The sequence below is a fragment of the Bradyrhizobium sp. PUT101 genome (assembly GCF_052043945.1).
Lineage (GTDB): Bacteria > Pseudomonadota > Alphaproteobacteria > Rhizobiales > Xanthobacteraceae > Bradyrhizobium.
This window is the reverse complement of record NZ_CP197207.1, coordinates 6,416,144-6,441,114: the sequence shown is the minus strand read 5'-3', so window position 1 is coordinate 6,441,114 and position 24,971 is coordinate 6,416,144. Positions and strand designations below refer to the sequence as shown.

20 protein-coding genes are annotated in these 24,971 nt (G+C 64.4%); 8 read left to right on the top strand and 12 right to left on the bottom strand.

What is annotated here, in order from left to right; all coding sequences use genetic code 11:
• Positions 1 to 47 precede the first annotated feature (47 nt).
• The 4 genes from alkB to ACSHT2_RS30780 all read right to left on the bottom strand — a co-directional run bounded on the left by alkB (position 48) and on the right by ACSHT2_RS30780 (position 3,640).
• The gene (alkB, locus tag ACSHT2_RS30795) at positions 48 to 701 is read right to left on the bottom strand and encodes a DNA oxidative demethylase AlkB (RefSeq protein WP_440638604.1); all 654 of its coding nucleotides are present in this window, start codon (positions 699 to 701) and stop codon (positions 48 to 50) included.
• A gap of 9 nt (positions 702 to 710) precedes the next feature.
• The gene (locus tag ACSHT2_RS30790) at positions 711 to 1,457 is read right to left on the bottom strand and encodes a 2OG-Fe(II) oxygenase (protein WP_440638603.1); all 747 of its coding nucleotides are present in this window, start codon (positions 1,455 to 1,457) and stop codon (positions 711 to 713) included.
• A gap of 154 nt (positions 1,458 to 1,611) precedes the next feature.
• Complete coding sequence (locus ACSHT2_RS30785; RefSeq protein WP_440638601.1) at positions 1,612 to 2,298, bottom strand: DUF2848 domain-containing protein; 687 nt, start codon at positions 2,296 to 2,298, stop codon at positions 1,612 to 1,614.
• Positions 2,291 to 3,640 (bottom strand): amidase, encoded by a 1,350-nt coding sequence (locus ACSHT2_RS30780; protein ID WP_440638600.1) that lies wholly within the window; start codon positions 3,638 to 3,640, stop codon positions 2,291 to 2,293. Before ACSHT2_RS30780 ends, ACSHT2_RS30785 begins: the two co-directional genes overlap by 8 nt.
• Positions 3,641 to 3,818: 178 nt before the next feature.
• Between ACSHT2_RS30780 and ACSHT2_RS30775 the strand changes: the two genes are divergently transcribed.
• The 4 genes from ACSHT2_RS30775 to ACSHT2_RS30760 all read left to right on the top strand — a co-directional run bounded on the left by ACSHT2_RS30775 (position 3,819) and on the right by ACSHT2_RS30760 (position 7,676).
• Entirely contained in the window at positions 3,819 to 4,232 is a 414-nt protein-coding gene (locus ACSHT2_RS30775; RefSeq protein ID WP_440638599.1) for a Zn-ribbon domain-containing OB-fold protein, read from the top strand.
• Between the two features lie 3 nt (positions 4,233 to 4,235).
• Positions 4,236 to 5,375 (top strand): thiolase C-terminal domain-containing protein, encoded by a 1,140-nt coding sequence (locus ACSHT2_RS30770; protein WP_440638597.1) that lies wholly within the window; start codon positions 4,236 to 4,238, stop codon positions 5,373 to 5,375.
• Positions 5,376 to 5,481: 106 nt separating this feature from the next.
• Positions 5,482 to 6,396 carry an SDR family NAD(P)-dependent oxidoreductase gene (locus ACSHT2_RS30765; RefSeq protein WP_319334213.1) on the top strand — a complete coding sequence of 305 codons (915 nt, stop codon included), beginning with the start codon at positions 5,482 to 5,484 and terminating at the stop codon, positions 6,394 to 6,396.
• A gap of 116 nt (positions 6,397 to 6,512) precedes the next feature.
• Positions 6,513 to 7,676 (top strand): SMP-30/gluconolactonase/LRE family protein, encoded by a 1,164-nt coding sequence (locus ACSHT2_RS30760; protein ID WP_440638595.1) that lies wholly within the window; start codon positions 6,513 to 6,515, stop codon positions 7,674 to 7,676.
• An 81-nt stretch (positions 7,677 to 7,757) separates the two neighbouring features.
• Here the strand turns inward: ACSHT2_RS30760 and ppc are convergent, their stop codons facing one another.
• A complete protein-coding gene (gene ppc, locus ACSHT2_RS30755; protein WP_440638594.1) occupies positions 7,758 to 10,556 on the bottom strand; it encodes a phosphoenolpyruvate carboxylase in 2,799 nt (932 codons plus the stop codon).
• A gap of 1,018 nt (positions 10,557 to 11,574) precedes the next feature.
• Here ppc and ACSHT2_RS30750 point away from each other — a divergent pair.
• Positions 11,575 to 12,219, top strand: coding sequence for a cation transporter (locus tag ACSHT2_RS30750; RefSeq protein ID WP_440642969.1), 645 nt, complete (start codon positions 11,575 to 11,577; stop codon positions 12,217 to 12,219).
• A 1,898-nt stretch (positions 12,220 to 14,117) separates the two neighbouring features.
• On the opposite strand, the gene ACSHT2_RS30745 is transcribed toward ACSHT2_RS30750, so the two are convergent.
• The 5 genes from ACSHT2_RS30745 to ACSHT2_RS30725 all read right to left on the bottom strand — a co-directional run bounded on the left by ACSHT2_RS30745 (position 14,118) and on the right by ACSHT2_RS30725 (position 19,144).
• Positions 14,118 to 14,924 carry a transglutaminase-like domain-containing protein gene (locus ACSHT2_RS30745; RefSeq protein WP_440638592.1) on the bottom strand — a complete coding sequence of 269 codons (807 nt, stop codon included), beginning with the start codon at positions 14,922 to 14,924 and terminating at the stop codon, positions 14,118 to 14,120.
• A 306-nt stretch (positions 14,925 to 15,230) separates the two neighbouring features.
• Positions 15,231 to 15,635, bottom strand: coding sequence for a YccF domain-containing protein (locus ACSHT2_RS30740; protein ID WP_239622281.1), 405 nt, complete (start codon positions 15,633 to 15,635; stop codon positions 15,231 to 15,233).
• Positions 15,636 to 15,725: 90 nt separating this feature from the next.
• Positions 15,726 to 16,529 (bottom strand): enoyl-CoA hydratase/isomerase family protein, encoded by an 804-nt coding sequence (locus tag ACSHT2_RS30735; protein WP_440638591.1) that lies wholly within the window; start codon positions 16,527 to 16,529, stop codon positions 15,726 to 15,728.
• Positions 16,530 to 16,627: 98 nt separating this feature from the next.
• Positions 16,628 to 18,172, bottom strand: coding sequence for an acyl-CoA synthetase (locus tag ACSHT2_RS30730; RefSeq protein WP_440638590.1), 1,545 nt, complete (start codon positions 18,170 to 18,172; stop codon positions 16,628 to 16,630).
• A gap of 162 nt (positions 18,173 to 18,334) precedes the next feature.
• Positions 18,335 to 19,144, bottom strand: coding sequence for a crotonase/enoyl-CoA hydratase family protein (locus tag ACSHT2_RS30725; RefSeq protein ID WP_440638588.1), 810 nt, complete (start codon positions 19,142 to 19,144; stop codon positions 18,335 to 18,337).
• Between the two features lie 106 nt (positions 19,145 to 19,250).
• Between ACSHT2_RS30725 and ACSHT2_RS30720 the strand changes: the two genes are divergently transcribed.
• Together ACSHT2_RS30720 and ACSHT2_RS30715 are read left to right on the top strand one after the other, a co-directional pair.
• Positions 19,251 to 20,123: an SDR family oxidoreductase gene (locus ACSHT2_RS30720; RefSeq protein WP_440638586.1), complete on the top strand. Its 873-nt coding sequence runs from the start codon at positions 19,251 to 19,253 to the stop codon at positions 20,121 to 20,123.
• A 229-nt stretch (positions 20,124 to 20,352) separates the two neighbouring features.
• Positions 20,353 to 21,930: a fatty acid--CoA ligase gene (locus tag ACSHT2_RS30715; RefSeq protein ID WP_440638584.1), complete on the top strand. Its 1,578-nt coding sequence runs from the start codon at positions 20,353 to 20,355 to the stop codon at positions 21,928 to 21,930.
• A 192-nt stretch (positions 21,931 to 22,122) separates the two neighbouring features.
• On the opposite strand, the gene ACSHT2_RS30710 is transcribed toward ACSHT2_RS30715, so the two are convergent.
• Positions 22,123 to 23,397 (bottom strand): acyl-CoA dehydrogenase family protein, encoded by a 1,275-nt coding sequence (locus tag ACSHT2_RS30710; protein WP_440638582.1) that lies wholly within the window; start codon positions 23,395 to 23,397, stop codon positions 22,123 to 22,125.
• A gap of 213 nt (positions 23,398 to 23,610) precedes the next feature.
• Between ACSHT2_RS30710 and ACSHT2_RS30705 the strand changes: the two genes are divergently transcribed.
• Positions 23,611 to 24,390, top strand: coding sequence for an enoyl-CoA hydratase-related protein (locus ACSHT2_RS30705; RefSeq protein WP_440638581.1), 780 nt, complete (start codon positions 23,611 to 23,613; stop codon positions 24,388 to 24,390).
• A gap of 200 nt (positions 24,391 to 24,590) precedes the next feature.
• Here ACSHT2_RS30705 and ACSHT2_RS30700 read toward each other — a convergent pair whose 3' ends face one another.
• A complete protein-coding gene (locus ACSHT2_RS30700; RefSeq protein ID WP_440638579.1) occupies positions 24,591 to 24,968 on the bottom strand; it encodes a DUF6285 domain-containing protein in 378 nt (125 codons plus the stop codon).
• Positions 24,969 to 24,971: the final 3 nt, after the last annotated feature.

Below are 24,971 nucleotides of genomic sequence, written 5' to 3'. Positions count from 1 at the left end.
CCCCCCTCGCAGCAGTTTAGACGACGGCGGTGCCTCTTGGGAATGCCTCAGAGCACCTTGCGGAAGGTCAGGTTGATGCGCCGCCGTCCGAGCAGCGGATGCTCGCCGTCGGCAAGCGGCGCCACACCGTGATAGGCGAGCCTGCTAGTCCCGCCCCAGACCACGACGTCGCCATGGACGAGCCGGAAGCGGCGCGGCTTGTCGCTGCGCGCCATGCCGCCGAACAGGAAGGTCGCTGGCAGCCCGAGCGAGACCGAGACGATCGGCGCCGCATAGTCCAGCTCGTCCTTGTCCTGATGCAGCGACAGCCGCGTGCCCGGCTCGTAGCGGTTGACGAGGCAGGCGTCGGGCGCAAAGCCCGCGAAACCGCCCTGCTCCGCAGCGCGGCGCGCCAGATCGCGGAACACGGGCGGCATCGCCGGCCATGGCGCGCCGGTGCGCGGATCGACCGGATCGTAGCGGTAGCCGGTGTGATCGGTGATCCAGCCGCGCTCGCCGCAATTGGTCATCGCCACCGACATCTGGTAGCCGCCGGGCGTGGTCATCCGCCGGAATGGAGATTGCGCCACGATGGCGCGCACCGCTTCGATCAGCTCGCTCTCGATCGGCTTGACGAAACCGCGCAGCAGCACGGCGCCGTCCGCGATCTCCTCACGCGACGGCTGCGCCTCGGCAACACTGTCGAACAGATCACCCGTCAATCGCAGCGCTCATTTGGCATCATGAAAGATCACGCCCAGCGTATGGCGCTGGCCGGACCGGATACGGCTGACGCCATGGCGCAGGTTAACGCGGTAGATGCCGCGTGTCCCCTGCACCGGGCGGTGATGCACAGCGAAGGCGACGGCGTCGCCCTGCGCGAGCGGCACGACCTCGGCACGGGACTGCATGCGCGGGCGCTGCTCGGTCAGCACGAACTCGCCGCCGGTGAAATCGCGGCCGGGCTCAGAGAGCAGGATCGCGACCTGGAGCGGGAACACGTGCTCGCCATAGAGGTCCTGATGCAGGCAATTGTAGTCGCCGTCCCTGTATTGCAGCAGCAGCGGTGTCGGACGCGCCTGTCCCGCCTCGTGGCAGCGCTTCAGGAAGGCGGCGTGATCTCCGGGATAGCGGATGTCGATCCCCATCGCCTCGTTCCAGCGATTGGCGACGCCTTGCAGATGCGCGTAGAGCGCCGGGCGGAGCTGCGCGATCACGTCGGGCAGCGGATAGGAGAAGTACTTGTACTCGCCGCGGCCAAAGCCGTGGCGGCCCATGACGATGCGGCTGCGGAAGTGCGTGTCGTCGGGATAAAGCGCGGCGACGGCGCGGCATTGATCGGGCGTGAGCAGGCCCTTCAGAACGGCGCAGCCCTGGGAGTCGAGCTCGGCGGTGATTTGCGGCCAGTCGAGGGCGTCGACATGGGCGGCGAGGTCGGGAGCGAAGGATTGGGCTGATTTTCGCGCGGTCATTGTCATAGCAATCACCTTTGCAGCCCAACGTTCACCCCGCCACCCGATTTCCGACTCTCTCCCCGTCATTACGCCGCGAAGCAATGCAATCCAGAATCCCTCGGCGGAACCAGTCTGGATTGCTGCGTCGCAAGGGCTCCTCGCAATGACAGCGGAGACGTCAGCCTCTCACCGGCAGCGTCACGACATCGTAGCCGTGCTTGATCGTGCGCTTCAGCACGGGGTCCTCCAACTCGAAGTCGAAGCGCTCCGCCGGGCGGATGCCGCCCTTGGCGGCGAAGGTGCCGCCGAACATGGCGCAGCCGTCGGGAAGCTTCCCACCCGGAAAGCCGCGTGCGATGAGCTCCGTGACCGGCAACATCGCATCCAGCGTGCCCTCCTGGTAGAGCACGCGCTCGCCCTTGATCGTGGCGAAGGAGCGCAGGATCATCTTGTCCCAGTGGCCGATGACGTCCTCCAGCTCCCACAACGTCGAGGCGATCGGCTTGTCGCACATCTGTTTTGAGACAGTGACGTTGTAGGCCTCGACCTTGCGGTCGGTGTGGTCTGAGCCGCAGCCGACGAACATGCGGCCCTGCCAGCCGATCAGCACGAATTCGACCTCACCGGACGAGTCGCCGCCGCAGCATTCGATGCGGTCTTCCTGGGTCAGCCGCCGCGCCGAGGCGCGATAGTAGATCGGCGTCGAGGCCGGCCGGGCAATCCCCATGGCTTCCAGCTCGGCGATGTGCTTGTCGCGTGCGACCGTGTCGCGGCCGGTCCAGCCGGCGATGACCATCTGGTCGATCGCCAGCGTCAGCGGCGTGGTGGTGTCCTGGGCATCGACGGTGAAGGTCAGGTCAAACACGGATCACGGCCTCCATGCCGGCAGCCAGTTCGAAAATGCGGCGGTCTGATCCGCCCGCGCCTGCCAGCATCAGGCCGACCGGGACGTCGCCCTCACGATGCGCAGGGATCGAGATGGCGCAGCCGTCGATCATGTTGATCAGGGTGCAGTTGCGCAGCGCGCGCAGGTTTTGAGTGGTGAACGCCTTGTCGTCGGCGAGATCCGCGATCTTCGGCGGCGTGTTGGCCGTGGTCGGCAGCACCAGCGCGTCATAGGGTGCAATGCGCGCATTGACGCGGGCGATCAGCGAGCGGCGCTCGTTGAGGAGATCGATATAGTCGGCCGCGCTCTGTGCCTCGCCGCGCATGATGCGCACGGACACGCGGGGATCATAGACGTCGCCCTTGGACGTGATCAGATAGCGATGCCAGGCATAGCTTTCAGAGGCCGCAAAACCGCCTTTGGCGTTCATCGGGCCGACATCGTGGAACTCCGCCATCTCGATGCGCTCGATGATGGCGCCGTGATCGGCCAGCGTCTTCAGCGCGCGCTCGAAGGTTTGGGCCACTTCTGCGTCGAGATCATCGAGCGCGATCGTGGTGGGCACCGCGAGCCGCATGCCCTTTACAGGGCGCGGCTTCAGCGGGACGATCGGCTCGTTCGCCAGCACGGCGTCGAGTATGGCACAGCAGCTGACCGATCGCGCCAGCGGGCCGATGCTGTCGAGCGAGAACGACAGCGGCACGGAGCCGTCGAGCGGCACGCGGCGCTGCGTCGGCTTGTAGCCGACGATGCCGTTGAAGGCGGCCGGAATCCGGCAGGAGCCGCCGGTGTCGGTGCCGAGCGCGCCATGCGCCATGCCGTCGAGCACGGACACCGCCGCGCCCGAGGACGAGCCGCCGGGCACGTGGCCTTCGGCCCGGTTCCAAGCGCCCTTCGGCGTACCGTAATGCGGATTGATGCCGATGCCGGAATAGGCGAACTCTGTCATGTTGGTTCGGCCGATCACGACGAACCCGGCCCTGCGCAGCCGCGCCACCGTTGCGGCATCCTGCTCGGCCGGCGGCGAATCGTCCAGCGCGCGCGAGCCGGCGCGCGTCACCTGGCCCTTGATGTCGAAGAGGTCCTTGATCGAGATCGGGATGCCGGCAAAGCGCGACGGCGCCGCCTTGGCCTTGCGCAAGCCGTCCATTGCATCGGCCGCCGCCAGCGCGGCGTCGTTGTCGACATGGATGAAGGCGCGCTGGCCCTCGCCGGCGGGATCGGCGATCCTGGCAATGCACGCCTCGACCAGCTTGCGGGAGGTCGTGCGGCCGCTTTCGAGGTCTTCGGCGAGCTTCGCCAGTGTCGGAAAATTGGGCATGTCTGTCTCACGGAATATTGACGCGCGCAATCTATAGCGCCGGCTCAGTTCGACACAAGCATTGTGCGCATGATGGCATGCATGCGCATTGCTGGACCGTTGACGCACTATAGTCGATTGTCGCATCAAGATCGAAACAGGCGGGCGCGAAGCCTGTCTTTTGGGAGGAGCCGCCAATATGGCCGAACCGCAGCGCGCGCGACCGAAACCGACGCCGGAGACCCAGCATTTCTGGGAGGGGACGAAAGCGGGCGAATTGCGCCTGCAGCGTTGCGATGCCTGCGCGCATGTCTACTTTCCGCCGCGCCCGTTCTGCCCCTCCTGCGCCTCGCGCAAGGTCAGCATCTTCAAGGCGAGCGGCAAGGGCTTTCTCTACAGCTACGTGATCAACCATCGTCCCGCCGCGCCGGGCTTCACGCCGCCTTACGCCATCGCCGTGGTCGAGCTCGACGAGGGCCCGCGAATGATGAGCAACATCATCGACTGCCCGCAGACGCCGGAGGCGCTCGAGCTCGACATGAAGCTCGAGGTCGCGTTCCAGGAGCTCGACGACAAGATCACCCTCCCCGTCTTCCGTCCGGCGAAGGGATAAGCCATGCGCAAGAACCAGGTTGCCGTCGTCGGCGCGGCCGAGACCACCGAGCTCGGCGTCATCCCCAACGCCTCGCAGCTCCAGCTCCATGCGGACGCCGCGCTCAACGCCATTGCCGACGCCGGGCTGAAGCTGTCCGACATCGACGGCTTTGCCACCGCGGTCGAGACGCCGCAGCAGGTCTGCCACTATCTCGGCATCAAGCCGACCTGGGTGGACGGCACCTCGGTCGGCGGCTGCTCGTTCATGCTCCACGTCCGCCATGCCGCCGCGGCGATCGAGGCCGGCCTGTGCAAGACCGTGCTGATCACGCACGCCGAGAGCGGCAAGTCGATGATCGGCAAATTGCCGCGCTCGACGCCGCCGGACAGCCTCAACGGCCAGTTCGAGGCGCCCTATGGCGTCTACGGTCCGCCCAGCATGTTTCCGATTCCCGTGCTGCGCTTCATGAAGACCTGGGGCATCACCCACGAGCAGCTCGCCTCGGTTGCGGTAATGCAGCGGGAGTGGGCGGCGAAGAATCCGCGCGCGATGATGAAGGACCCGATCACGGTCGCCGACGTGCTCAACTCGCGCATGATCGCCTATCCGTTCCGCCTGCTCCAGTGCTGCCTCGTCACCGACGGCGGCGGTGCGCTGATCCTGACCTCCGCGGTCCGCGCCAGGGACTTTCCGCGCAAGCCCGTCTATATCATGGGCACCGGCGAGAGCGTGGAGACGCCGATGGTCAGCCAGATGGAGACCTTCAATTCCTCGCGCGCGTTCAAGACTGCAGGGCCGCTGGCGTTCAAGGAGGCCGGCATTGCCCACAAGGACGTCGATCATCTCATGATCTACGATGCGTTCGCGCATCTGCCCCTGTTCGGCCTCGGCGATCTCGGCTTCATGCCGTACGAAGAAACCGGCCGGTTCATCGCGGACGGCAACACGCGGCCTGGGGCTAAGCTGCCGCTCAACACCAATGGCGGCGGCCTGTCCTACATGCATTCGGGCATGTACGGCATGTACGCGCTCCAGGAGAGCGTGCGCCAGATGCGCGGCATCGCGCCGGCACAGGTGCCGAACGCGAAGATTTCGGTGTGCCACGGCGTCGGCGGCATGTTCGCCGCAAGTGGCACGATCGTGTTTACGAACGAGAGGTAATTTCTCGTCGTTCCGGGATGGTCCGAAGGACCAGACCCGGAACCTCGAGATTCCGGGTTCGTGCTTCGCACGCCCCGGAATGACAGAGACAACAGGAGGCCCCCACATGAGCAAATCACTGCAAGACAAGGTCATCATCGTCACCGGCGCAGGCCGCGGCATCGGGCGCGAGATCGCACTGCTGTGCGCGGCGGAGGGCGCCAAGGTCGTGGTCAACGACCCCGGCGCCGCCGCCGACGGTGCCGGCTCGAACGCTGCTCCGGCCGAAGAAGTGGTCGAGGAGATCAAGAAGCGCGGCGGCACGGCGGTCGCCAATTTCGAGTCGGTGGCCGAGGCGATCCCCGCCAGCAAGATCGTGAAGACGGCAACCGATCATTTCGGCCGGCTCGACGGCGTCGTCAACAATGCCGGCATCCTGCGCGACATGATCTTCCACAAGATGAGCGTGGAAGCGTTCGAGGCCGTCATCAAGGTGCATTTGATGGGCTCGTTCTACGTCTCGCACGCCGCGGCCCGCATCTTCCGCGAGCAGGAGTCGGGCTCCTTCGTGCACTTCACCTCGACCTCCGGCCTGATCGGCAACTTTGGCCAAGCCAATTACGCCGCCGCCAAGCTCGGCATCGTCGGCCTCTCCAAGTCGATCGCGCTCGACATGGGCCGCTTCAACGTCCGCTCCAACTGCGTCTCGCCCTTCGCCTGGACCCGCATGATCGGGACCATCCCGACAGAGACCGAGGCCGAGAAGGCGCGCGTCGAGAAGATCAAGCAGATGGGGCCGGAGAAGATCGCCCCGCTCTGCGGCTATCTGCTCGGCGATTCCGCCAAGGACGTCACCGGCCAGATCTTCGGCGTGCGCATGAACGAGATCTTCCTGTTCAGCCAGAACCGTCCGATCCGCTCGGTGCAGCGGAGTGAAGGCTGGACGCCGCAGTCGATCGCCGAGCACGGCATGCCGGCACTCAAGGGTTCGTTCTACAAGCTCGACCGCTCCGCCGACATCTTCACCTGGGATCCGGTCTAGACGGATTCCGGCTATTGCTGCATTGCGATCTCCGGTTGCCCGGCCGGAGATCGCCCGCTTTACGCCCGATTGCGGGCCGATGGTTTGCTCCCAACGAAAAAAATCGGGAGTCGACCATGACGATACCCCTGCCCATCACCAACGATGCCGGCGAGCCCGTCCTCGCCCGCCGCACCCTGTTGAAGGGCGCCGCCGCGGTCGCGGCGACGGGCATGACCATCAGCGCCGCCGGCGCAACGTCCGTGGCGCCCTTCGGCCAGACAGGCGCGCCGACGATTTCGACGACGCCACTGCCCCTGGGACCGTTGCCGGGCAGCCGCTACCCGGACGCTCACCTGGAATCCGCCAAGAAGGGGCCGCCAACGTTCGGGCCCTCCGGTTTTCCGGCCTTCGCCGGCACGATGGCCGTCGAGCGGGTCGCGACCGGTTTCCGCTGGGCCGAGGGACCGGTGTATTTCGCAGCAGGGCGATACCTGTTGTTCAGCGACATTCCGAACAACCGCATCATGCGCTTCTCGGAGGACGACGGCCATCTCAGCGTCTACCGGCAGCCATCGATGAACTCGAACGGCAACACCATCGACCGCGAAGGACGCCTGATCACGTGCGAGCACAGCGGCCGGCGCGTGACGCGGACCGAACTCGACGGCTCGATCACCGTCATCGCCGACAAGTTCAACGGCAAGCGACTGAACTCGCCGAACGATGCGGTCGTCACGGCCGATGGCGCGATCTGGTTCACGGACCCCGTTTACGGCATCGGCGGCTTTTACGAGGGAATCAAGGCCGCGCCCGAGCAGGAGAAGAAGAACGTCTACCGGGTTGACCCGAAGTCGGGAGACGTCAAGGTCGTCGTCGATGATTTCGTGGAGCCCAACGGCCTCACGATCTCGCCCGACGAGAAGAAGCTCTATATCTGCGATACCGGCTTCACCGACGGGCCGGACAACCCTTCGCATATCCGCGTGTTCGACCTCGACGTGGCCGCAGGCAAAGTCTCGAACAGCAAGGTCTTTGCCGAGATGCCAAAACCGGGCATCACCGACGGCGTCCGCTGTGACACCGAAGGGCGGGTCTGGTGTTCGGTCGGCTGGGGCGATCCCAACGAAGACGGTGTGCGCTGCTACACGCCATCGGGCGAGCTGCTCGGCAAGATCCATGTTCCGGAGACCGTGGCCAACCTGTGCTTCGGCGGTCAGCAGCGAAACAGGCTCTACATCTGTGGCTCGACGTCACTCTATGCCGTCTACACCAGTGTGCAGGGCGCAATGAAGCCGTAAGAAAAGCGAATGGCGAGTTGGGAGTAGCGATTAGTTGGCAGCATGCTTGCCTACCTTCTACTCGCCATTCGCTACTCGCCCCTACCCCGTATTCCGCAACCCCGCCGAGATGCCGTTGATGGTCAGCTGAATGCCGCGCAGCACCTGCTCGTCCGGGTTCTGCGCGCGGTGTTCCTTCAAGAGCTCGACCTGCACGTGGTTGAGCGGGTCGAGATAGGGGAAGCGGTGGCGCACGGAGCGTTCCAGGAGCGGGTTGCCCTGGAGCAGGCGGTCCTGGCCCATGATGTCCAACAGCGTCTCGATGCAGGAATGCCATTCGCGGCGGATGCGGCCGAAGATCTTTTCGCGCAAGGCTTCATCGGGCACGAGCTCGGCATAGCGCGATGCGATCGCGATCGAGCTTTTCGCCAGCACCATGTCCATGTTCGACAGCAGCATGCGGAAGAACGGCCATTCCTGGTAGAGTTCTTTCAGGAACGGCATGCCCTTGTCGGGATGCTCGGCGATCCACTGCTCGACTGCGCTGCCGAAGCCGTACCAGCCCGGCAACATCAGGCGGCATTGCGCCCAGGAGAACACCCAGGGGATGGCGCGAAGGTCCTCGATGGCGCGGGTCTTCTTGCGCGAGGCCGGGCGGCTGCCGATGTTGAGCGTCGCGATCTCGTTGATGACGGTGGAAGCCCAGAAATAATCGACGAAGCCGTCGGTCTCGTAGACCAGGCCGCGATAGGCCTTGAACGCGAGGTTCGACAATTCGTCCATCGCGACCAGATATTCGCGGCGCGGCGCGCTCTGGCGCGGGTGCAGGAGACTCGTTTCCAGCGTCGCGGCGGCGAGGATCTCCAGATTGTTGCGGCCGACCTCGGCATTGGAATATTTCGACGAGATGATCTCGCCCTGCTCGGTGATGCGGATCTGGCCGTTCACGGCGCCGCCGGGCTGCGCGATGATGGCGTCATAGCTCGGGCCGCCGCCGCGGCCGACCGAACCGCCACGGCCGTGGAACAGGCGCAGCCGCACGTGGTGTCGCTCGAACACCTCGACGAGGCCGATCTCGGCCTTGTAGAGCTCCCAGCCTGAGGTGACGAAGCCGCCGTCCTTGTTCGAATCGGAATAGCCGAGCATGACCTCCTGCACGCTACCGCGGCTGTCGACCAGCCGGCGGTAATCGTGCAGCGACAGCATGCGGTCCATGATGCCGGATGAGGCCTGCAGATCCTCGATGGTCTCGAACAGCGGCACGATGTTGATGGCACTTCGGCCGGAGGGATGGACGAGGCCGACCTCCTTCAAGAGCACGGCGACCTCGAGCATGTCCGACATGCCCTTGCACATCGAGATGATGCATTGGGGGATGGCGTCCGAGCCGAACTTCGCATGCGCTTCCGCGGCGGCATGGAACACGTTGAGCTCGCCCATGGTCTCGTCGCTGTACTTGACGAATGGCGAGACCAGCGCGCGCGTCGAGCGCAATTCGTTGGTGAGCAGCGAAATGCGCGCGTCCTCGCCGAGCGCAAGATAGGACATGCCGGGATTGGCGGCGTCCATCAGCTCGGCGATGGTGCGTTCGTGCACCGCCGAGTTCTGGCGGATGTCGAGCCGGGCGAGATGGAAGCCGAAGCAGTCCACCGCGCGGCGCAGCAGCCGCAGCCGGCCGCGGGCGATGACGCGGGCGTTGTTGGAGATCAGCGAGCGGTGCAGCACGTCGAGATCGGCCTGCAGCTCCTTGACGCTGGCGTAAGGCGCCGCTTTGCCGACCGGCCGGCGTGTGATCTCGACCTCGAGCATTTCGGCGGTTGCGGTGAGCCGGGCATAGATGCCGGACACCGCGAGACGATAGGGCTCGCCGCTCCGGTGCGGCGAGGTGTCCGGCGAGCGCTCCGCCAGGTTGCGCAGTTCCTCGGAGACATCGGCGAGATGGGCCGCGATCGACAGCTCGGAGCCGAGCACGTGCAGCTCGTTCAGATAGAACTGCATCACCCGGCTCGACTGCAGCCGCAGCGTGCCGCGCATGACGTCGGCGGTGACGAAGGGGTTGCCGTCGCGGTCGCCGCCGATCCAGCTGCCCATGCGCAGGAACGAGGCGAGCTCGCTGGCGGCCGCTTCGCCGCCCTCCTCCAGCTTGTCTTCGAGCGCGTTCACCAGCCGCGGCACCTCGCGCAGGAAGGTGTAGTCGTAGAAGGACAGGCCGTTGGCGACCTCGTCGAGCACGGTCAGCTTGGTCCGACGCAAGAGATTGGTCTGCCACAGCGTCAGCACCTCGCGGCGAAGCTGCTCGTCGCTGGCATCAGCCTCCTCCGCGGTCAACGCGACCCGCTCGCGGCGGTCGAGCAGGCCAGCGACCTCCATCTCGCGGTCCATGGTGCTCTTGCGGCGGACTTCGGTCGGATGCGCGGTCAGCACCGGGCTGACCAGCGCGGTCTTGAAGAAGTTGCGGAGCTGATCGGGACCAATGCCCGCCGCCTTGGCATGCGCCAACGTCTCGGCCAGCACCCCGGCGCCGCCGTTCTTGGCGGCGCTGCGCGCGCGCATCTGGCGGATGTTGTTCTGGTCCTCGGCGATGTTGGCGAGGTGCGAGAAATAGCTGAAGGCACGGACGATCCGCACCGTCTCGGAGATCGACATGCTGTCGAGGATCTGCTCGAGCTCACGGCGGGCGAGCCGGTCCTCGTCGCGGTGGAACCGGATCGAGGTCTGCCGGATGCGCTCGACCAGGTCGAACAATTCGGCGCCCTCCTGGTCGCGCACGGTGTCGCCGAGAATGCGCCCGAGCAGGCGGATGTCGTCCCGCAGCCGCGCGTCGGCCTCCAGCGCCTGGACGTCCTCAGGGCGGTTGGGGCGGGGTTCAGTGCTGTCGGATGGTACGGTCTGGAGGGACATGGCTCGCTCCTTGGTTCGAGCTCGCTTGGATGCCCGGCAACGGCGAGTGTGCGATATTTTTCTGCCGCAGTGCAAGATGAACTTGGTGGCGTCGCGGCAGGGCTGGGGTGATGATCGCGTGTCCCGGACAAGCAGCAACGCCGCAAGCGTTGCTGCGCCGAGCCGGGACCCAGAAGCCACAGAGCACATTGCCGCAACATGGGCCCCGGCTCTGCAGCGCATCACGCCGCGAAGAAGCGGCGCGCTGCGCTGCGTCCGGGGCACGAGAGATTGCTGCAATCTCACCAATGGACATAGTCTCGCGGTCTCGCGGCCGGTTTCGCCCGAGCTTTGCTGTCCGTTTCGCCCTCATCGAGATGAAAGGGCGCAGGGAAGGCCGGGCGCCGGCTGGCACCCAGGGTCCGCACGCGACAAAGCGCACGCGGGGTGACCACAGGTGTTGCCGGGACATCCCGGCCTTCCCTGCGCAATGGTTTTACGGCTTATGGCGTGCTCTCCCCGGGGAGCGATGCACTATTGCCCCCGTCGTCTTGCGGATGACTGATGCGCGCGCCCGGTCGGGGCGCTTCACCACCGCAAGCCTTGACACACAGACCCCGGGTGTCAGGACCACACGCTTTTGCCGTCCGCGGACGTCCCTCCCAAACCATTCGAAAGCTCGCGCGTGCTCGCCCCCGACGCCGGAAGAGACGCTGTGACGGCGCCGTGTCGATCCCGCGGATCGCGATGACTCACGGGCCTCGCCCGCCCTGTCACCCCGTCACGCGCCGGCGCCGCCGCGTCCATCGCATCCCGGCCGACGTATCGTGACGATCGCGAAACGCCCCTTTGACGGGCCGGGATATCCTGCGGTTTAACCGAAGTCGCGAATTCGGTCAATCAGAATGTTTTCCAGTCCCTCCCCTTGACCTGCATGTGGTGTGATTTGCCCGTCGGGCAGCGCGAGGAATTGCGTGCGCAGCCCGACCGAGCGCGCAGTGGACTAGCAACACGCCTCGATCCATCTTATCTTCGAGCCATGAATGACTGCTGTTGCGCTCCACCGCCCTTGAACCTGGGCGCGAACAAGACGCGGGATGCCGCCTACCGGCGGGTGCTCTGGACTGTGCTTGCGATCAACAGCGCAATGTTTGCCGTCGAAGCGGTTGCGGGTCTCGCTGCCGGTTCGGCTTCGCTGCAAGCCGACTCTCTCGACTTCCTCGGGGACGCCGCCAACTACGCCATCAGCTTGCTCGTTGTCGGCATGGCGCTCCGTCATCGTGCGGGCGCCGCCCTTGCGAAGAGCGCCACGATGGGCTTGTTTGGCGTATGGGTCGTGGCGACTGTCATCTGGCATATTCTACACGGAACGCTTCCGAGTGCTTTTGCGATGGGCACCGTCGGAGCTGCCGCTCTCGCCGCAAACGCAGCTTCGTTCGGACTGCTTTGGGCTTATCGCCAGGGTGATGCGAACATGCGATCCGCATGGATCTGCACGCGTAACGACGTGCTGGGCAACCTCGCTGTGCTGCTAGCCGCGGCTGGCGTGTTCGGGACCGGCACGGGTTGGCCTGACATCATCGTGGCGACAGTCATGTCGTTGCTCGCGCTTCAAGGGGCGATGGTCGTCGTCCGGCATGCCATCGGAGAGCTGCGGATTAGCCGACTGGCGGCGGCTGAATAGTTGAGCCGCCAAAGTCTCTTCTGGATCGAAGGCTGCCATCGTCAGCATGACGTGACCTTGTCGGCTTGCATCATGGAAGCCGCTGTCGCGGCGCTGTGTGCACTTCCCTTGTTGCCAGAGATTCGAATACCGGGTCTTCATCCGAAGGCGGCAAAGCCATAGGCCGCGCTGCCGCCGATGGCCTTTTCGCCGGCATTGTCGAACGATATCTGCTGCATATCCGTGTAGTTCGGCTTTGGGCCCAGCAGCTGACGTTCACTTCCGCTCGCTCTCCTCAGGTGCCGGATCGCTCCCTTCAATCCTGAAGTCGATCACGTCGGACAAGAACGAGGCCGGAATTCAAGATGGCGGCTGTAGTCCCGGCGAGGTCAACCATTTGTTGAGCTCTCCGGCAACATCGATCTGCCTGGCCTTTTGCAGAAGCTCCGTGCGGCGGACGCCAACGGGCATCCCCTTGGCCTGTAGGCGGAGATTGCTCGCCTCTTGCGCAAGGCGGTATTCGAATGTCAATGATTGTCTAGGGGACCGTTGAGCCGGCATGTTTGACGCTCCGCTGCGGAGTTGAGCGGGAGCGCAACTTGCGTTCACACCACCGATAGATGCCGAGGGGCCGCTCGATGGTAGCGGGACAGTGCGCCCTTATCCGCCGAATAGCGAGCGCCTTGTTTCGGTTCCTGGCAGGAACTATTTGCGAATTGCCGGGCGCCGGTCGCCGGTCGCTGGCTGACTGATCTGTCCGGCGGTGCTGACTGGGAGTAACTCTCTTGCAGTTTAGCGTGTCTATTGGTGCAGCTGACCTCTGAGCAATTTGCTGATCGCACGTTGGGCTGCGCTGACAGCCTCCGCTCGATCGAAGGCGATTCCCGTTCTGGGAGACCGACCATCTCGCTCAAACGACCATTTCCAGCCCGACGGATTGATCGTCTGGATTACTGTGTATTCAACACCCTGATATTCGTGCGCCATCGTTACTCTGCGTCGGATCAACCCGTAAGTCGCTCAATCCTCTTTCGTCATTTGATTGGGCCTCTGAATTGGAGCGCACGTGATCGGGCACGCTCGCGCGATCGCGAAACTCAGCAACCGCGACAAATATTCTTCAGCTTTGCGGCGGTCCGGGCCTCTTCCGCAAGGAATGGGTCCTCGTATCCTGACGACGAGGCAATGCCGGATTCGGCAGGTTTCCTGGTTTTTGGTGGAAATGCCGCATCGTAGCAGGAGAGGCGTGCACTGGTGCTCTCGATCGCACGGCAATTCGGTTCCGCGGCGGAAGCGGCCAACGCAGGTGCGCCCAGTGCCGATGCCAGAAGGAGCGCCGCCGTCCATGCGCCTGGTCGGGCTATCCTCATGCTGAACATCCCATCGCTATTTGCTTTTGCTGGCCCAAGACGGATGCTCGCCAGTCCAGGCCGGAAGAGCATCCCACTCGGCCCAACGCATCCGGCGCTCCTCACCTCCGACCCTCACGAAAACAAAGGGCGCATCGTCCCGGCCAGTCTTCGAACCAACGAAGATTGCCGGAACCCCGTAGGCATCCCGGATGATGGCCGTGTTTGCCATTTTGGGCTCCCGTTTGGCTTGAACTGGCTCCAGCGCGCGGTTCGCAGTTCTGACGCAGGGTGATTGAACGGACTTGCCGCTATAGAATAGCCGTCACCGCAATCAGCAGTACGAGGAAGACCGGCACCAACAAAGGTGGTACGAGCCACTCACGGATATCGAATCTCTCGGAATTTGACATCTGACCGCCTTCTCTCGGGTTGAGGCGGGAGCGCGAAGCTCTCAGTCACCGATAACAGCCACGTAGCGCGCGGTGATGCCAACTGTGTAGCAGTCCTCCGACCAATTAGCGAGATCAATCTCAGCCGACTGGTACGCAATCGCCCGGTGCGAGCGCCTTACACAAGTTCATCAGTCCACACCTTGAAGCTGACGAGCGTGTTGGGTCCGAAAGTGTGGACGATCGGAACATCCGCCGCATCGCGGCCTTGAGCGATCAGGACGCGGCCAATTCGCGGAGTGTTGTTGCGCGCATCGAAAGTGTACCACCGGCCGCCAAGATAAGCTTCGAACCAGCCTGCAAAGTCGCCGGAGGCATGAGGCGGCGGGATGCCGATATCGCCGAGATAGCCGGTGCAATAGCGCGCTGGAATGTTCATGCAACGACAGAATGCAATGGCAAGATGCGCATAGTCGCGGCAAACGCCCTTGCCCTCGTTGAATGCTTCCCAAGCCGTCATGGTGGGCCGCGCGTGCTCGTAGCCGAACGCGATGTGATTGTGCACGAAATCGCAGATCGCCTGGACCCGCGGCCAACCCGGCGCCGCTTTCTCGAACAGCTTCCATGCGATGTCGGAAAGGCGATCGGTTTCGCAGTAGCGGCTGCCAAGCAGATAGACGATGGTATCGGGTGGGAGATCCTCCACCGCGTACTGCGTGGCGGAAGGCGCGATCACGTCGGGTAGCCCGCTATCGCGCACAATACCGTTGGTGGAAAGGCGCATGCGGCCGGCGGGTGCAACGAACCGACTGCACCAGTTTCCGAAACCGTCGCGGTAGGGGGTGATCGGCACGGCAGGCTCGGTGGTGAGGTAATCCGGCACAATGATGTCGGACGCCCGGGTGAAATGAACGCCGACCACGGCAATCAATGGTGTGACTTGCTGGAAGTCGTAGATCATTTCGAAGCCAACACGTATTTTCATGCTTTGACTCGAATTGGCAGCGCAGATGATTCGTATTGGCAACGGCGGCCGGCGGTTCGTTGCTTCAAAGCAGGGGCTTCCTTGATGATGGCCGAGATCGAACTTCCAGACCTGCTAACGACGCTCCGGCCGCGACCGTGACTGTCCCGCTGCTCGCGAAGATTCTGTCTCCGTCGAGCCAACATCCGCCAGGGAGCGGCGTTCCGCCGTTTCTGGAAATATCTCGGCGTGAGTGGAGAAGGCAAATCGGCTCCGGGTGGGCGACTTCCGCTGTGCCGCCGGACGCCGACCTTGATGGGCACACGCCTAAGCCGGCACGATCACCTTGCCGATCGGCCAGAGTGCGATGCCCGCGAGCTTCAGATGCGCCCAGGCGAAGGGGATGCCGATGATTGTGATCGCGAGGACCAGCGCGGTCAGAACGTGGCCGAGCGCCAGCCACCAGCCCGCGAGCACGAACCAGATGATATTGCCGATCACGCCGAGCGGACCGGTGCCGATATCGCTCATCCCGGTGACCTCGTCGCGCCGCACCGCCCGCGAGCCAAATGGCAGCAGCGTGTAGACCGCGATGTTGAACGCCGCCCGCGCCCAGGGCAGGCCGATGATGGTGATGGCCATGATGATCGCGGCGACCAGCCAGCCGAACGCCATCCAGGCGCCACCGATCAGGATCCAGAGGATGTTGAGGAGAATGGAAACGGGTGCCATGGGATCATTCCGCGGTCAGTGATCCCGTTTGTATAGGCTTAAAATCTGTCCGTGCGAAGACAGCATCCGCTGGATGCAAGCCGGGTTCAGCTACCGCCCCTCGAATTTCGGTTCGCGCTTCTCCATGAAGGCCTTCATGCCCTCGGCCATGTCCTGGGTTTTGAACAGCGGCAGGAGCTGGAGATAGACATGGTGGACGTGATCGGAGAAGGTCTCGTTGAGGCCCATCCGCATCATACGCTTCGAGGCCTGGACCGCCAGCGGCGCGTTGGCCGCGATTTCGCGGGCAATGGCAGTGGCGCGGTTCATCAATTCGGCATCAGGCACGACCTCGTTGGCGAGACCCCATTCGACGCACTCGCGCGCGCTCAGCGTGCGGCCGGTAAAGATCAGCTCGGAAGCCTTCGCCCAGCCCAGCATGCGCGGCAACAGCCAGGTGCCGCCGGATTCCGGCACGACGCCACGCTTGACGAAGGCAGCGGCAAGCTTGGCGGATTCCGCCATGACGCGGATGTCGCAGCCGAGCGCGGTGTCCATGCCATAACCGGCAGCGCCGCCGTTCACGGCGCAGATCGTCGGCTTGTCCATCGCCTGGAGCACCGTGGGCGGCGTGTTGCGGAGATTGATCGTGGTCGGCGATGACGCCGCGCTGAGGCCGTTGCCGTCGCGCTCCTTTCGCAGGTCGAGGCCGGCACAGAACGCCCTGCCCTTGCCGGTGAGGATCACGACGCGGACGTTGCGATCTTCATTGGCCTCGGTCAGGAGCCGCGCGAGATCGTTCAGCATCGGGCCGGAGATCGTGTTCATGCGCTCCGGCGCGTTTAGCGTGATGGTCGCGATGTGGTCTGCGACCTCATAGAGGACTTCCTTGGTCTCGCTTCTCGCATCGCTCATGGCAGCCCCCTCCATTGTAGCCCGGATGAGCGAAGCGGCATCCGAGACTTTACTGTCATCGTCCCGGGTATCGCTTCGCTCACCCGGGCTACGATATGTCAAATCTTCCGGCCCGCCTGCTCCCAATAGGGATCGCGCAGGCGGCGTTTGAAGATCTTGCCGGAGTCTTCGCGCGGCAAGCTGCTGCGGATCTCGATGTGCTTGGGCACCTTGTAGTCAGCGAGCGAAGTCTTCAATCGCGCACGAACATCGAAAGCATCGAGCGTGACGCCCGCCTGCGGCTCCACCACCGCCATCAGCGCCTCGCCGAATTCGGCGTCGGGGATGCCGAACACCGCGCAATCATGCACACCGGGCACGGCATGCAGCACCGACTCGATCTCGGCCGGATAGATGTTGACACCGCCTGAGATCACCATATCGCGCTTGCGATCGCAGATGAAGACGTAGCCATCCTCGTCGATGTAGCCGACGTCGCCGGAGGTGATGAAGCCGTCGCGATCGATCTCGGCACGCTTCTCCGGCTTGTTGTGATAGGTGAAATCGGCCATCCCGGCCATGCGCGAATAGATCTCGCCGATTTCGCCGACGCCAAGCACGCGTCCGTCCTCGCCGATGAAGCGCAGCTCGGCGCCGGGCGAGATCTTGCCGACGGTGCCGGGCTTCTTGAGCGCATCCTCCGACGTCGCGAAGGTCACGGCGCTGGATTCGGTCGAGCCGTAGAATTCGTAGATCACCGGACCCCACCACTCGATCATGGCGCGCTTGACGTCGGCCGGACACGGCGCGGCGGCATGGATGACGTGGCGCAGCGAGGAGACGTCGTACTGCTTGCGCACCTTCTCCGGCAGCTTCATCAGGCGGATGAACATGGTCGGCACCATGAAGATGGTGTCGATCCTGTATCGCTCGATCGCTTCCAGGAATTCCTCCGCCTCGAAGCGCGGCATCAGCACCAGTACCCCGCCGAGCTTGCCGGCGCGGATGCCGAAAGAGTTCGGCGCGGAATGATAGAGCGGGCCCGGCAGCAGCGCGCGGGCGCCGGGCTTGAGCCCATAGATCATCGCGCGCATGCGCTCGCCGGCGGCTTGCTGCTCCGGCGTCGGTGCGTTGCGCCGCACGCCCTTGGGGTGGCCCGTCGTCCCCGAGGTGTAGATCATGTTCATGGGCTGCGGCACGGCCGGGCCGTCATAAGGCTGGTGCTGCACGAGCCATGTCTCGAAATCGGTCGCGAAATCAGGCGTCGTCCGATGATCCGGATCGATTCTGTAGTTGGACTGGATTTCCGGCGGCGTCGGCACGCTGAGCACGGTGACGCCACCCGGAATCGCATCGCGTAAGCCGTGCAGCATGTCGGCATGCGCGATCAGGACTGCGGTGCCGGAATCCGTGAGGACGTAGTTGATCTCTTCGGGCTTGAAGTGCCAGTTGATCGGCACGCCATAGGCGCCGAGCCGCATTGCGGCGTAGGCGGTCTCGAGGAAGGCGATGTCGTTGCGCATCAACATGCAGACGCAATCGCCTTGGCGTACGCCGAGCTTGGCGAGGCCGGAGGCGAGGCGGTCACTACGGTCAGCGACCTCGGCGTGGGCACGGCGGCGCTCGCCGGAGACGATGCCGAGGAATTGGGGCGTTTCGCTCATTGTTGTTTTCCGATCTTTCGTCGGGTTGAAACGTGGCTACCACTCAGGCCGTCATTCCGGAGCGATGCGAAGCATCGAACCCGGAATCCATTTTACGGCAGAGCATGCGGCTCGATGGATTCCGGGCCTGCGCCTACGGCGCATCCCGGAATGACGGAGAAACTAATCCGCGAACTTCGGCGCGCGCTTCTCCAGATTGGCGCGGACCGCCTCGGTCTGGTTGGCGCTGCCGATCAGCTTCTGCTGCTCGACCGATTCGGCCAGCAGCGCCGGGCCTGGATCGACCGCAAGATTGTTCAGCATCCGCTTGGCCGCGCGGATCGCATCGGGACTCTTGCCGGCGATCTCGCGCGCGACTTCGAGCGCGGCCGCGCGCGGATCGTCGCAGATGCGCGTGGCAAGGCCGTAGGTGATAGCCTCCTGCGCCGAGAAGATGCGGCCGGTGTAGGTGAGATCGCGCAGGATGTCGTCGCGCACGAGCGAGGCCAGGATCGGCGTGCCCGCCATATCAGGCACGAGACCCCATTTGATTTCCATCACCGACATCCGCGCATCGGGGGAGAGAAAGCGCATGTCGGCGCCGAGCGAGAGCTGGAAACCGCCGCCGAAGGCGACGCCATGCACGGCCGCGATCACGGGCACGGGAAGCTGGCGCCAGCCCCAGACCGCCTGTTGCGGGAAGTTGGCCTTGCCATGCGTGCGCGCCGTGAGATCGCGATTTTCGCCACCCGGAATTCCGTTGCCGCCCTTCTCTTTCATGGCGGCAAAACGTCCCATGTCGAGCCCGGCGCAGAAAGCGCGGCCTTCACCTGAGAGCACGACGACACGCACGCCTCTTTCCTTCGAAAGCCGGTCAGTTGCGGCGACGAGGGCCTCGAACATGGCCTGATCCAGCGCGTTCATCTTGTCGGCGCGCACCAGGCGCACGTCGGCGACGCCTTCCGAGATCGAGATCGAGACGCGCTCTTCCATGGACGAATTCTCCCCTGTTCTTGACCGGTTGCCGCTTTACAGGACGCCGGCGCCCGGATTTAGTCAATCGACCAATTAACTGACAATCCCTACGGGGGAAACAGCCATGTTCAAGGAAAATCTTCTGGCCGGCCGGCGCATTCTGGTGACCGGCGGCGGCACGGGCCTCGGCAAGTCGATGGCGGCGCGCTTCCTCCAGCTCGGCGCCGACGTGCACATTTGCGGCCGGCGCAAGATCGTCTGCGACGAGACCGCAACCGAGCTGATGGATCTCCATGGCGGCCGCGTTACCAGCCACGGCGTCGACATCCGCAACGCGCTCGCAGTCGAGGAGATGGTCGAGAACATCTTTCGCGAAGCTCCGCTGACCGACCTCATCAACAACGCCGCCGGAAATTTCATCTCGCGCACCGAGGAGCTGTCGCCGCGCGGTTTCGACGCGGTCGCCAACATCGTCATGCACGGCACGTTCTACGTGACGCATGCCGTGGGCAAACGCTGGATCGCTTTGAAGCAGCCCGGCAACGTCGTCTCCATCACCGTGACCTGGGTGCGCAACGGCTCGCCCTATGTGGTGCCGTCGGCGATGAGCAAGTCGGCGATCCACGCCATGACGATGTCGCTGGCGACCGAATGGGGCCGCTACGGCATCCGCCTCAACACCATCGCGCCGGGCGAAATCCCGACCGAGGGCATGAGCAAGCGCATCAAGCCGGGCGACGAAGCCGGCGCGCGCACCAAGGCGATGAACCCGATGGGCCGCGTCGGCACCATGGAGGAGCTGCAGAACCTCGCGGTGTTCCTGATCTCCGGCGGCTGCGACTGGATCAACGGCGAGACCATCGCCATGGACGGCGCGCAGGCGCTCGCCATGGGCGGCAATTTCTACCAGCTTCGCGACTGGAGCGAAGACGACTGGAAAACCGCGCGCGAGAGCATCATGGCGCAGAACGAGAAGGACCGGGCGAAGCGGGGGTGATCTCGTGCCCCGGACGCAGCGCAGCGTGCCACCTTCGGCGTGGTGCGCTGCAGAGCCGGGGCCCAGATTTCTTGCACATGGATAGAATGGGTCCCGGCTCTGCGCAGCAGCGCAAGGGCGCTGCAGCGCGTCCGGGACTCGAGAGCGCCGGTCCGCTCTACCATCTTGTCTTCAACTGTGGATGACGCCAAACTCCCAGGCACAAAAAACAAGACGTCACGGGAGAAACATGTCCACACAGCCATTGGCGAATCTCGCCGACATGGTGCGCGAGCGCGCGAAGAGCCGCGGCAACGCCATCGCCTATGAATTCGAAGGCCGCACCACCAGCTTTGCAGAGTTCGATATCAAGACCAACAAGGTCGCCAACGCGCTTCTCGCGATGGGCGTGAGGAAGGGCGAGCGCATCGCCTATCTCGGCAAGAACAGCGACCTCTATTTCGAGCTCCTGATGGGCGCGATGAAAGCCGACGTCGTCATGGCGCCGGTGAACTGGCGGCTCGCAGGCCCCGAGGTCGCCTTCATCGTTGCGGATTGCAAGGCGCCGGTGCTGTTCGTGGGACCGGAGTTCATCACGCTGGTCCGCCAGATCAGGGACCAGCTCCCCGCCGTGCGCACCATCATCACCACCGAAGGCGGCGCGCCGGAATGGCAGGATTTTACGGCCTGGCGCGATGCGCAGAGCGGCGACGACCCGAAGGTGCCGATCGACAGCAAAGACATCGCCATCCAGCTCTACACCTCGGGCACGACAGGCAAGCCGAAGGGCGCGATGCTGAGCCACGCGAACTTCCTGAACCTGGTGCAGACAGGCAATGCCGAGGACAAGCCGGAGTGGAACCGGTGGTCGACCGACGACGTCTCGCTGGTCGCGATGCCGATCTTCCACATTGGCGGCTCCGGCTGGGGCGTGATGGGGCTCTATCATGGCGCGCGCGGCGTGATCGCGCGCGAGTTCGATCCGAGCAAGGTGCTGGATTTCTTCGAGCAGTCCGGGATCACGAAGCTGTTCATGGTGCCGGCGGCGATGCAGTTCGTGGTGCGGCAGCCGCGCGCGAAAACCGTCGATTTCTCGCGACTGAAGTACATGCTCTACGGCGCCTCGCCGATCCCGGCGGCGCTGCTGAAGGAATGCATCGAGGTCTTCAAATGCGGCTTCGTGCAGATGTACGGCATGACGGAAACGACGGGCACGATCGTCGCGCTGCCGCCGGAGGATCACGTCGAGGGGCTTGAGCGGATGCGCTCGGCCGGCAAGGCGCTGCCTGGCGTCGAGATCGCCATCCTGGACGCGGACGGCAAGCCGCTGCCGCCGCGCCAGGTCGGCGAGATCGCAACGCGCTCGGGCTCGAACATGGCGGGCTACTGGAACCTGCCTGAAGCGACCGCCGCGACGCTGCGCAGTGACGGCTGGCTGCGCACCGGTGATGCCGGCTACATGGACGAGGACGGCTTTCTCTACATTCACGACCGCATCAAGGACATGATCATCTCCGGCGGCGAGAACATCTACCCCGCCGAGGTCGAGAGCGCGCTGTGCGATCACCCCGATGTCGCCGAGGCCGCCGTGATCGGCGTGCCCGACGACAAATGGGGCGAGGCGGTGAAGGCCGTGGTGGTGATGAAACCGGGCAAGGAGGCGACCGCCACCGACATCATCAACTTCACCCGCGAGCGCATCGCCGGCTACAAGACGCCGAAGAGCGTGGAGTTCCTGCCGGCGCTGCCGCGCAATCCTTCGGGCAAGATCCTGCGACGGCAATTGCGCGAGCCCTATTGGGCGGGGAAAGATCGAAGGGTGAATTGATCGCGCTCTATCCACGACGTCGTCCCGGGGCGCGCGCAGCGCGAGCCCGGGACCCATAATCACAGGAAGTGGTTTTGCGAAGACTTGGAATGCCCGGCTCGCCCCAAACCGCTCCCTGGGGTATGGGTCCCCGCCCCTGTGCGCAATTGCGCACTAGGCGGGGACGACCGTGCGGAGAGATCCGCGCAAGTCTCAATGCTTCCCCGGCCCCATATAGCCGAACAGGAATCCCGCAACCTTGCGCATCTGGATCTCCTCGCTGCCTTCGGTGATGCGGTAGCGCCGGTGGTGGCGATAGATGTGCTCGAACGGCTTGTGGCGTGAATAGCCCATACCGCCGTGGACCTGCATGGCACGATCGGCGGATTCGCAGCAGAGACGGTTTGCCCAGTAGTTGCACATGGAGACGCGGTCGGAGAGCGTGCGCTCGATCTGCTCCTCGGTGAGCTGGTCCATCTCCCAGGCGGTCTTGCGGATCAACAGGCGCAGCATCTCGGCTTGGGTGGCGAGCTCGACCAGCGGGAACTGGATCGCCTGGTTCTCGGCGAGCGCCCTGCCGAACGGTTTTCGCTCGCGCGCGTATTTGACGCTCTCGTTGATGCAGTAGACCGCAGCGCCCAGCGAGCTCGCCGCCTGGCGGATGCGGTTCTGGTGCACGAAGCACTGTGCCAGCGACAGGCCGCGGCCGACTTCGCCGAACAGCGCATCCTCCGGAACGAAAACGTCGGTGAAACTGACGCGCGGATGGTCGGTCGGCATGTTGAAGGTCCACATGTACTCTTCGACCTTCACGCCATGGCTCTTCGCGGGCACCAGGAAGCAGGTGATGCCGCGGGCATCGCCGCCGTTGCCGCTCGTGCGCGCGAACAGCGCGCAGTGCGTCGCGACGTGCATGCCGGTGGTCCACATCTTCTCGCCGTTGATGATCCAGCCCTTGACGTTGTCGCGGGTTGCCGGCACAGCGCGCGTCTCCATATGGGTCGCGTCCGAGCCGTGATGCGGCTCGGTCAAGCCAAACGTGATGCGGTACTTGCCCCTGATCGAGCCGTCGATCATCGCCTTCTGGTCATCGCGGCCGTAGCGGTCGAGCATGGTGACGACGGGGAAATTGCCGACGATCGAGTGCTCGTTCTGGAGATCGTTGTGCAGGCCGAGGCCCTTGGCGGCAAAGTGCTCGCGGATCACGGCCATCCAGAGGTTGGAGCCGTCCTTGCCGCCATATTGCTTCGGCACCGGAAAACGCAGGTGACCGGCCGCGTCGGCGAGATCCTTGGCCTTGCGCAGCAGCGCTTCCCATTCGTGACGCGGCAGGCCGCCATTCTCGAAATCGGTGCGCGCCCATTCGCGGCGGTGGTCGAAGAAACGGATGTTGTCGTCGGCCTCTTCCAGCGGCTTGATCTCGCGTTCGATGAAACGGTCGAGCTCTCCGAGATAGGCGACGAGATCGGCAGGCAATGAGAAATCCAAAGCTTCTCTCCCGGATTGATTTTGTCGTTTTGTGTTAAGGCGCTAGGCGCACTCATGCTTCGCACAATTAAGGTGAGAAGAGCGCGTGCAAGTCAAGCAAGCCGAGGCGTGTGGCGCGCGCAAGGCGCATTGCGCAATTCGATGGTGCTCTGCCGCCAGCGCGCGGTAGTATGTCGTCAAATATTCCTTCACGAGAAAATGCGGGAGCGCGCGATGGAGCTGAAATTCTCAAAGGTGGAACGCAAGGGGCCGATCACGATCGTCACGCTGTCGCGGCCCGAGGTCTACAACGCGCTGCACACCGATGCGCATTTCGAGCTTCAGAAGGTGTTTGACGATTTCTCTGGCGATCCCGAGCAGTGGATCGCGATCGTCACAGGCAGCGGCGACAAGGCGTTCTGCGCCGGCAACGACCTGAAGTGGCAGGCGGCGGGCGGCAAGCGCGGCTGGGACAAGGGCGGCTTTGCCGGCCTGACCTCGCGGTTCGACTGCGACAAGCCGATCATCGCTGCGGTCAATGGCGTCGCGATGGGCGGCGGCTTCGAGATCGCGCTGGCGTGCGACCTGATCATTGCGTCGGAGAACGCGACCTTCGCCCTGCCCGAGCCGCGCGTCGGCCTCGCCGCCCTCGCCGGCGGCCTGCACCGCCTGCCGCGCCAGATCGGGCTCAAGCGCGCCATGGGCATGATCCTCACCGCGCGCCATGTCAGCGCCAAGGAAGGGCTCGAGCTTGGCTTCGTCAACGAGGTGGTGCCGCAGGGCGAGGCCCTGACGGCCGCGCTTCGCTGGGCCGAGATGATCAGCAAGAACTCGCCGATGTCGATCCGGGCCTCGAAGCAGGCGATCCAGAAGGGACTTGGCGTGTCGCTGGAGCAAGCGATCGAGGAGCAGCGCGAGTACCCTGCGGTGAAGGCGATGGTCGCCTCGCAGGACTACATCGAGGGCCCGAAGGCGTTCTCGGAGAAGCGGCCGCCGAAATGGGTGGGGAAGTAGGTATCCTCGGTCTCCGCGTCATGGCCGGGCTTGTCCCGGCCATCCACGTCTTGAGGCGCGGTACGAAGAACGTGGATGCCCGGGACAAGCCCGGGCATGACGAAGCGGAGAGCGGCGCAACCGTCTCGACATCGTCATTGCGAGCGCGGCGATTGCTTCGTCGCAAGGGCTCCTCGCAATGACGGAGAATGCCGCGGAGCCTACGCCCCCCTCGACAACTCGCGCTTGTACGAGGCGTAGTTCGGCTGATCGACCGCGAGCTTGTCCATCGTGGTGGCCCACAGATGCTCCGCCAGCCCCGGCGTTGCCAGATCAACCTCGCCTTTGGCGATACGCTCGGCGAGCACGCGGTTGAGCTCTGTCACCGGTCCGTCCATGCCGAGCAGCGCGCGTAGGCGCTCCACTTCCGCAGCATCGCTCCCCTCTTCCCGCGTCAGCTGCCGCGTCACGAGATCGAGGATGTTGACGGCGACGCGCAGCTTGAAGGCCTGGTGGCCTGAGATCAGCGGCGTGAGGTCGTTGCGAAGGAAATCGGCGACCGCTTTCGTCAGCTCGATCGGTGTCGGTTCGTCCTGCATCCG

Bases quoted from the DNA above. Each gene is read 5' to 3' on its own strand.
- ACSHT2_RS30790 (WP_440638603.1), bottom strand. From the start codon at position 1,457: ATGACAATGACCGCGCGAAAATCAGCCCAATCCTTCGCTCCCGACCTC.
- ACSHT2_RS30780 (WP_440638600.1), bottom strand. From the start codon at position 3,640: ATGCCCAATTTTCCGACACTGGCGAAGCTCGCCGAAGACCTCGAAAGC.
- ACSHT2_RS30775 (WP_440638599.1), top strand. From the start codon at position 3,819: ATGGCCGAACCGCAGCGCGCGCGACCGAAACCGACGCCGGAGACCCAG.
- ACSHT2_RS30770 (WP_440638597.1), top strand. From the start codon at position 4,236: ATGCGCAAGAACCAGGTTGCCGTCGTCGGCGCGGCCGAGACCACCGAG.
- ACSHT2_RS30765 (WP_319334213.1), top strand. From the start codon at position 5,482: ATGAGCAAATCACTGCAAGACAAGGTCATCATCGTCACCGGCGCAGGC.
- ACSHT2_RS30760 (WP_440638595.1), top strand. From the start codon at position 6,513: ATGACGATACCCCTGCCCATCACCAACGATGCCGGCGAGCCCGTCCTC.
- ppc (WP_440638594.1), bottom strand. From the start codon at position 10,556: ATGTCCCTCCAGACCGTACCATCCGACAGCACTGAACCCCGCCCCAAC.
- ACSHT2_RS30750 (WP_440642969.1), top strand. From the start codon at position 11,575: ATGAATGACTGCTGTTGCGCTCCACCGCCCTTGAACCTGGGCGCGAAC.
- ACSHT2_RS30745 (WP_440638592.1), bottom strand. From the start codon at position 14,924: ATGAAAATACGTGTTGGCTTCGAAATGATCTACGACTTCCAGCAAGTC.
- ACSHT2_RS30740 (WP_239622281.1), bottom strand. From the start codon at position 15,635: ATGGCACCCGTTTCCATTCTCCTCAACATCCTCTGGATCCTGATCGGT.
- ACSHT2_RS30735 (WP_440638591.1), bottom strand. From the start codon at position 16,529: ATGAGCGATGCGAGAAGCGAGACCAAGGAAGTCCTCTATGAGGTCGCA.
- ACSHT2_RS30730 (WP_440638590.1), bottom strand. From the start codon at position 18,172: ATGAGCGAAACGCCCCAATTCCTCGGCATCGTCTCCGGCGAGCGCCGC.
- ACSHT2_RS30725 (WP_440638588.1), bottom strand. From the start codon at position 19,144: ATGGAAGAGCGCGTCTCGATCTCGATCTCGGAAGGCGTCGCCGACGTG.
- ACSHT2_RS30720 (WP_440638586.1), top strand. From the start codon at position 19,251: ATGTTCAAGGAAAATCTTCTGGCCGGCCGGCGCATTCTGGTGACCGGC.
- ACSHT2_RS30715 (WP_440638584.1), top strand. From the start codon at position 20,353: ATGTCCACACAGCCATTGGCGAATCTCGCCGACATGGTGCGCGAGCGC.
- ACSHT2_RS30705 (WP_440638581.1), top strand. From the start codon at position 23,611: ATGGAGCTGAAATTCTCAAAGGTGGAACGCAAGGGGCCGATCACGATC.
- ACSHT2_RS30700 (WP_440638579.1), bottom strand. From the start codon at position 24,968: ATGCAGGACGAACCGACACCGATCGAGCTGACGAAAGCGGTCGCCGAT.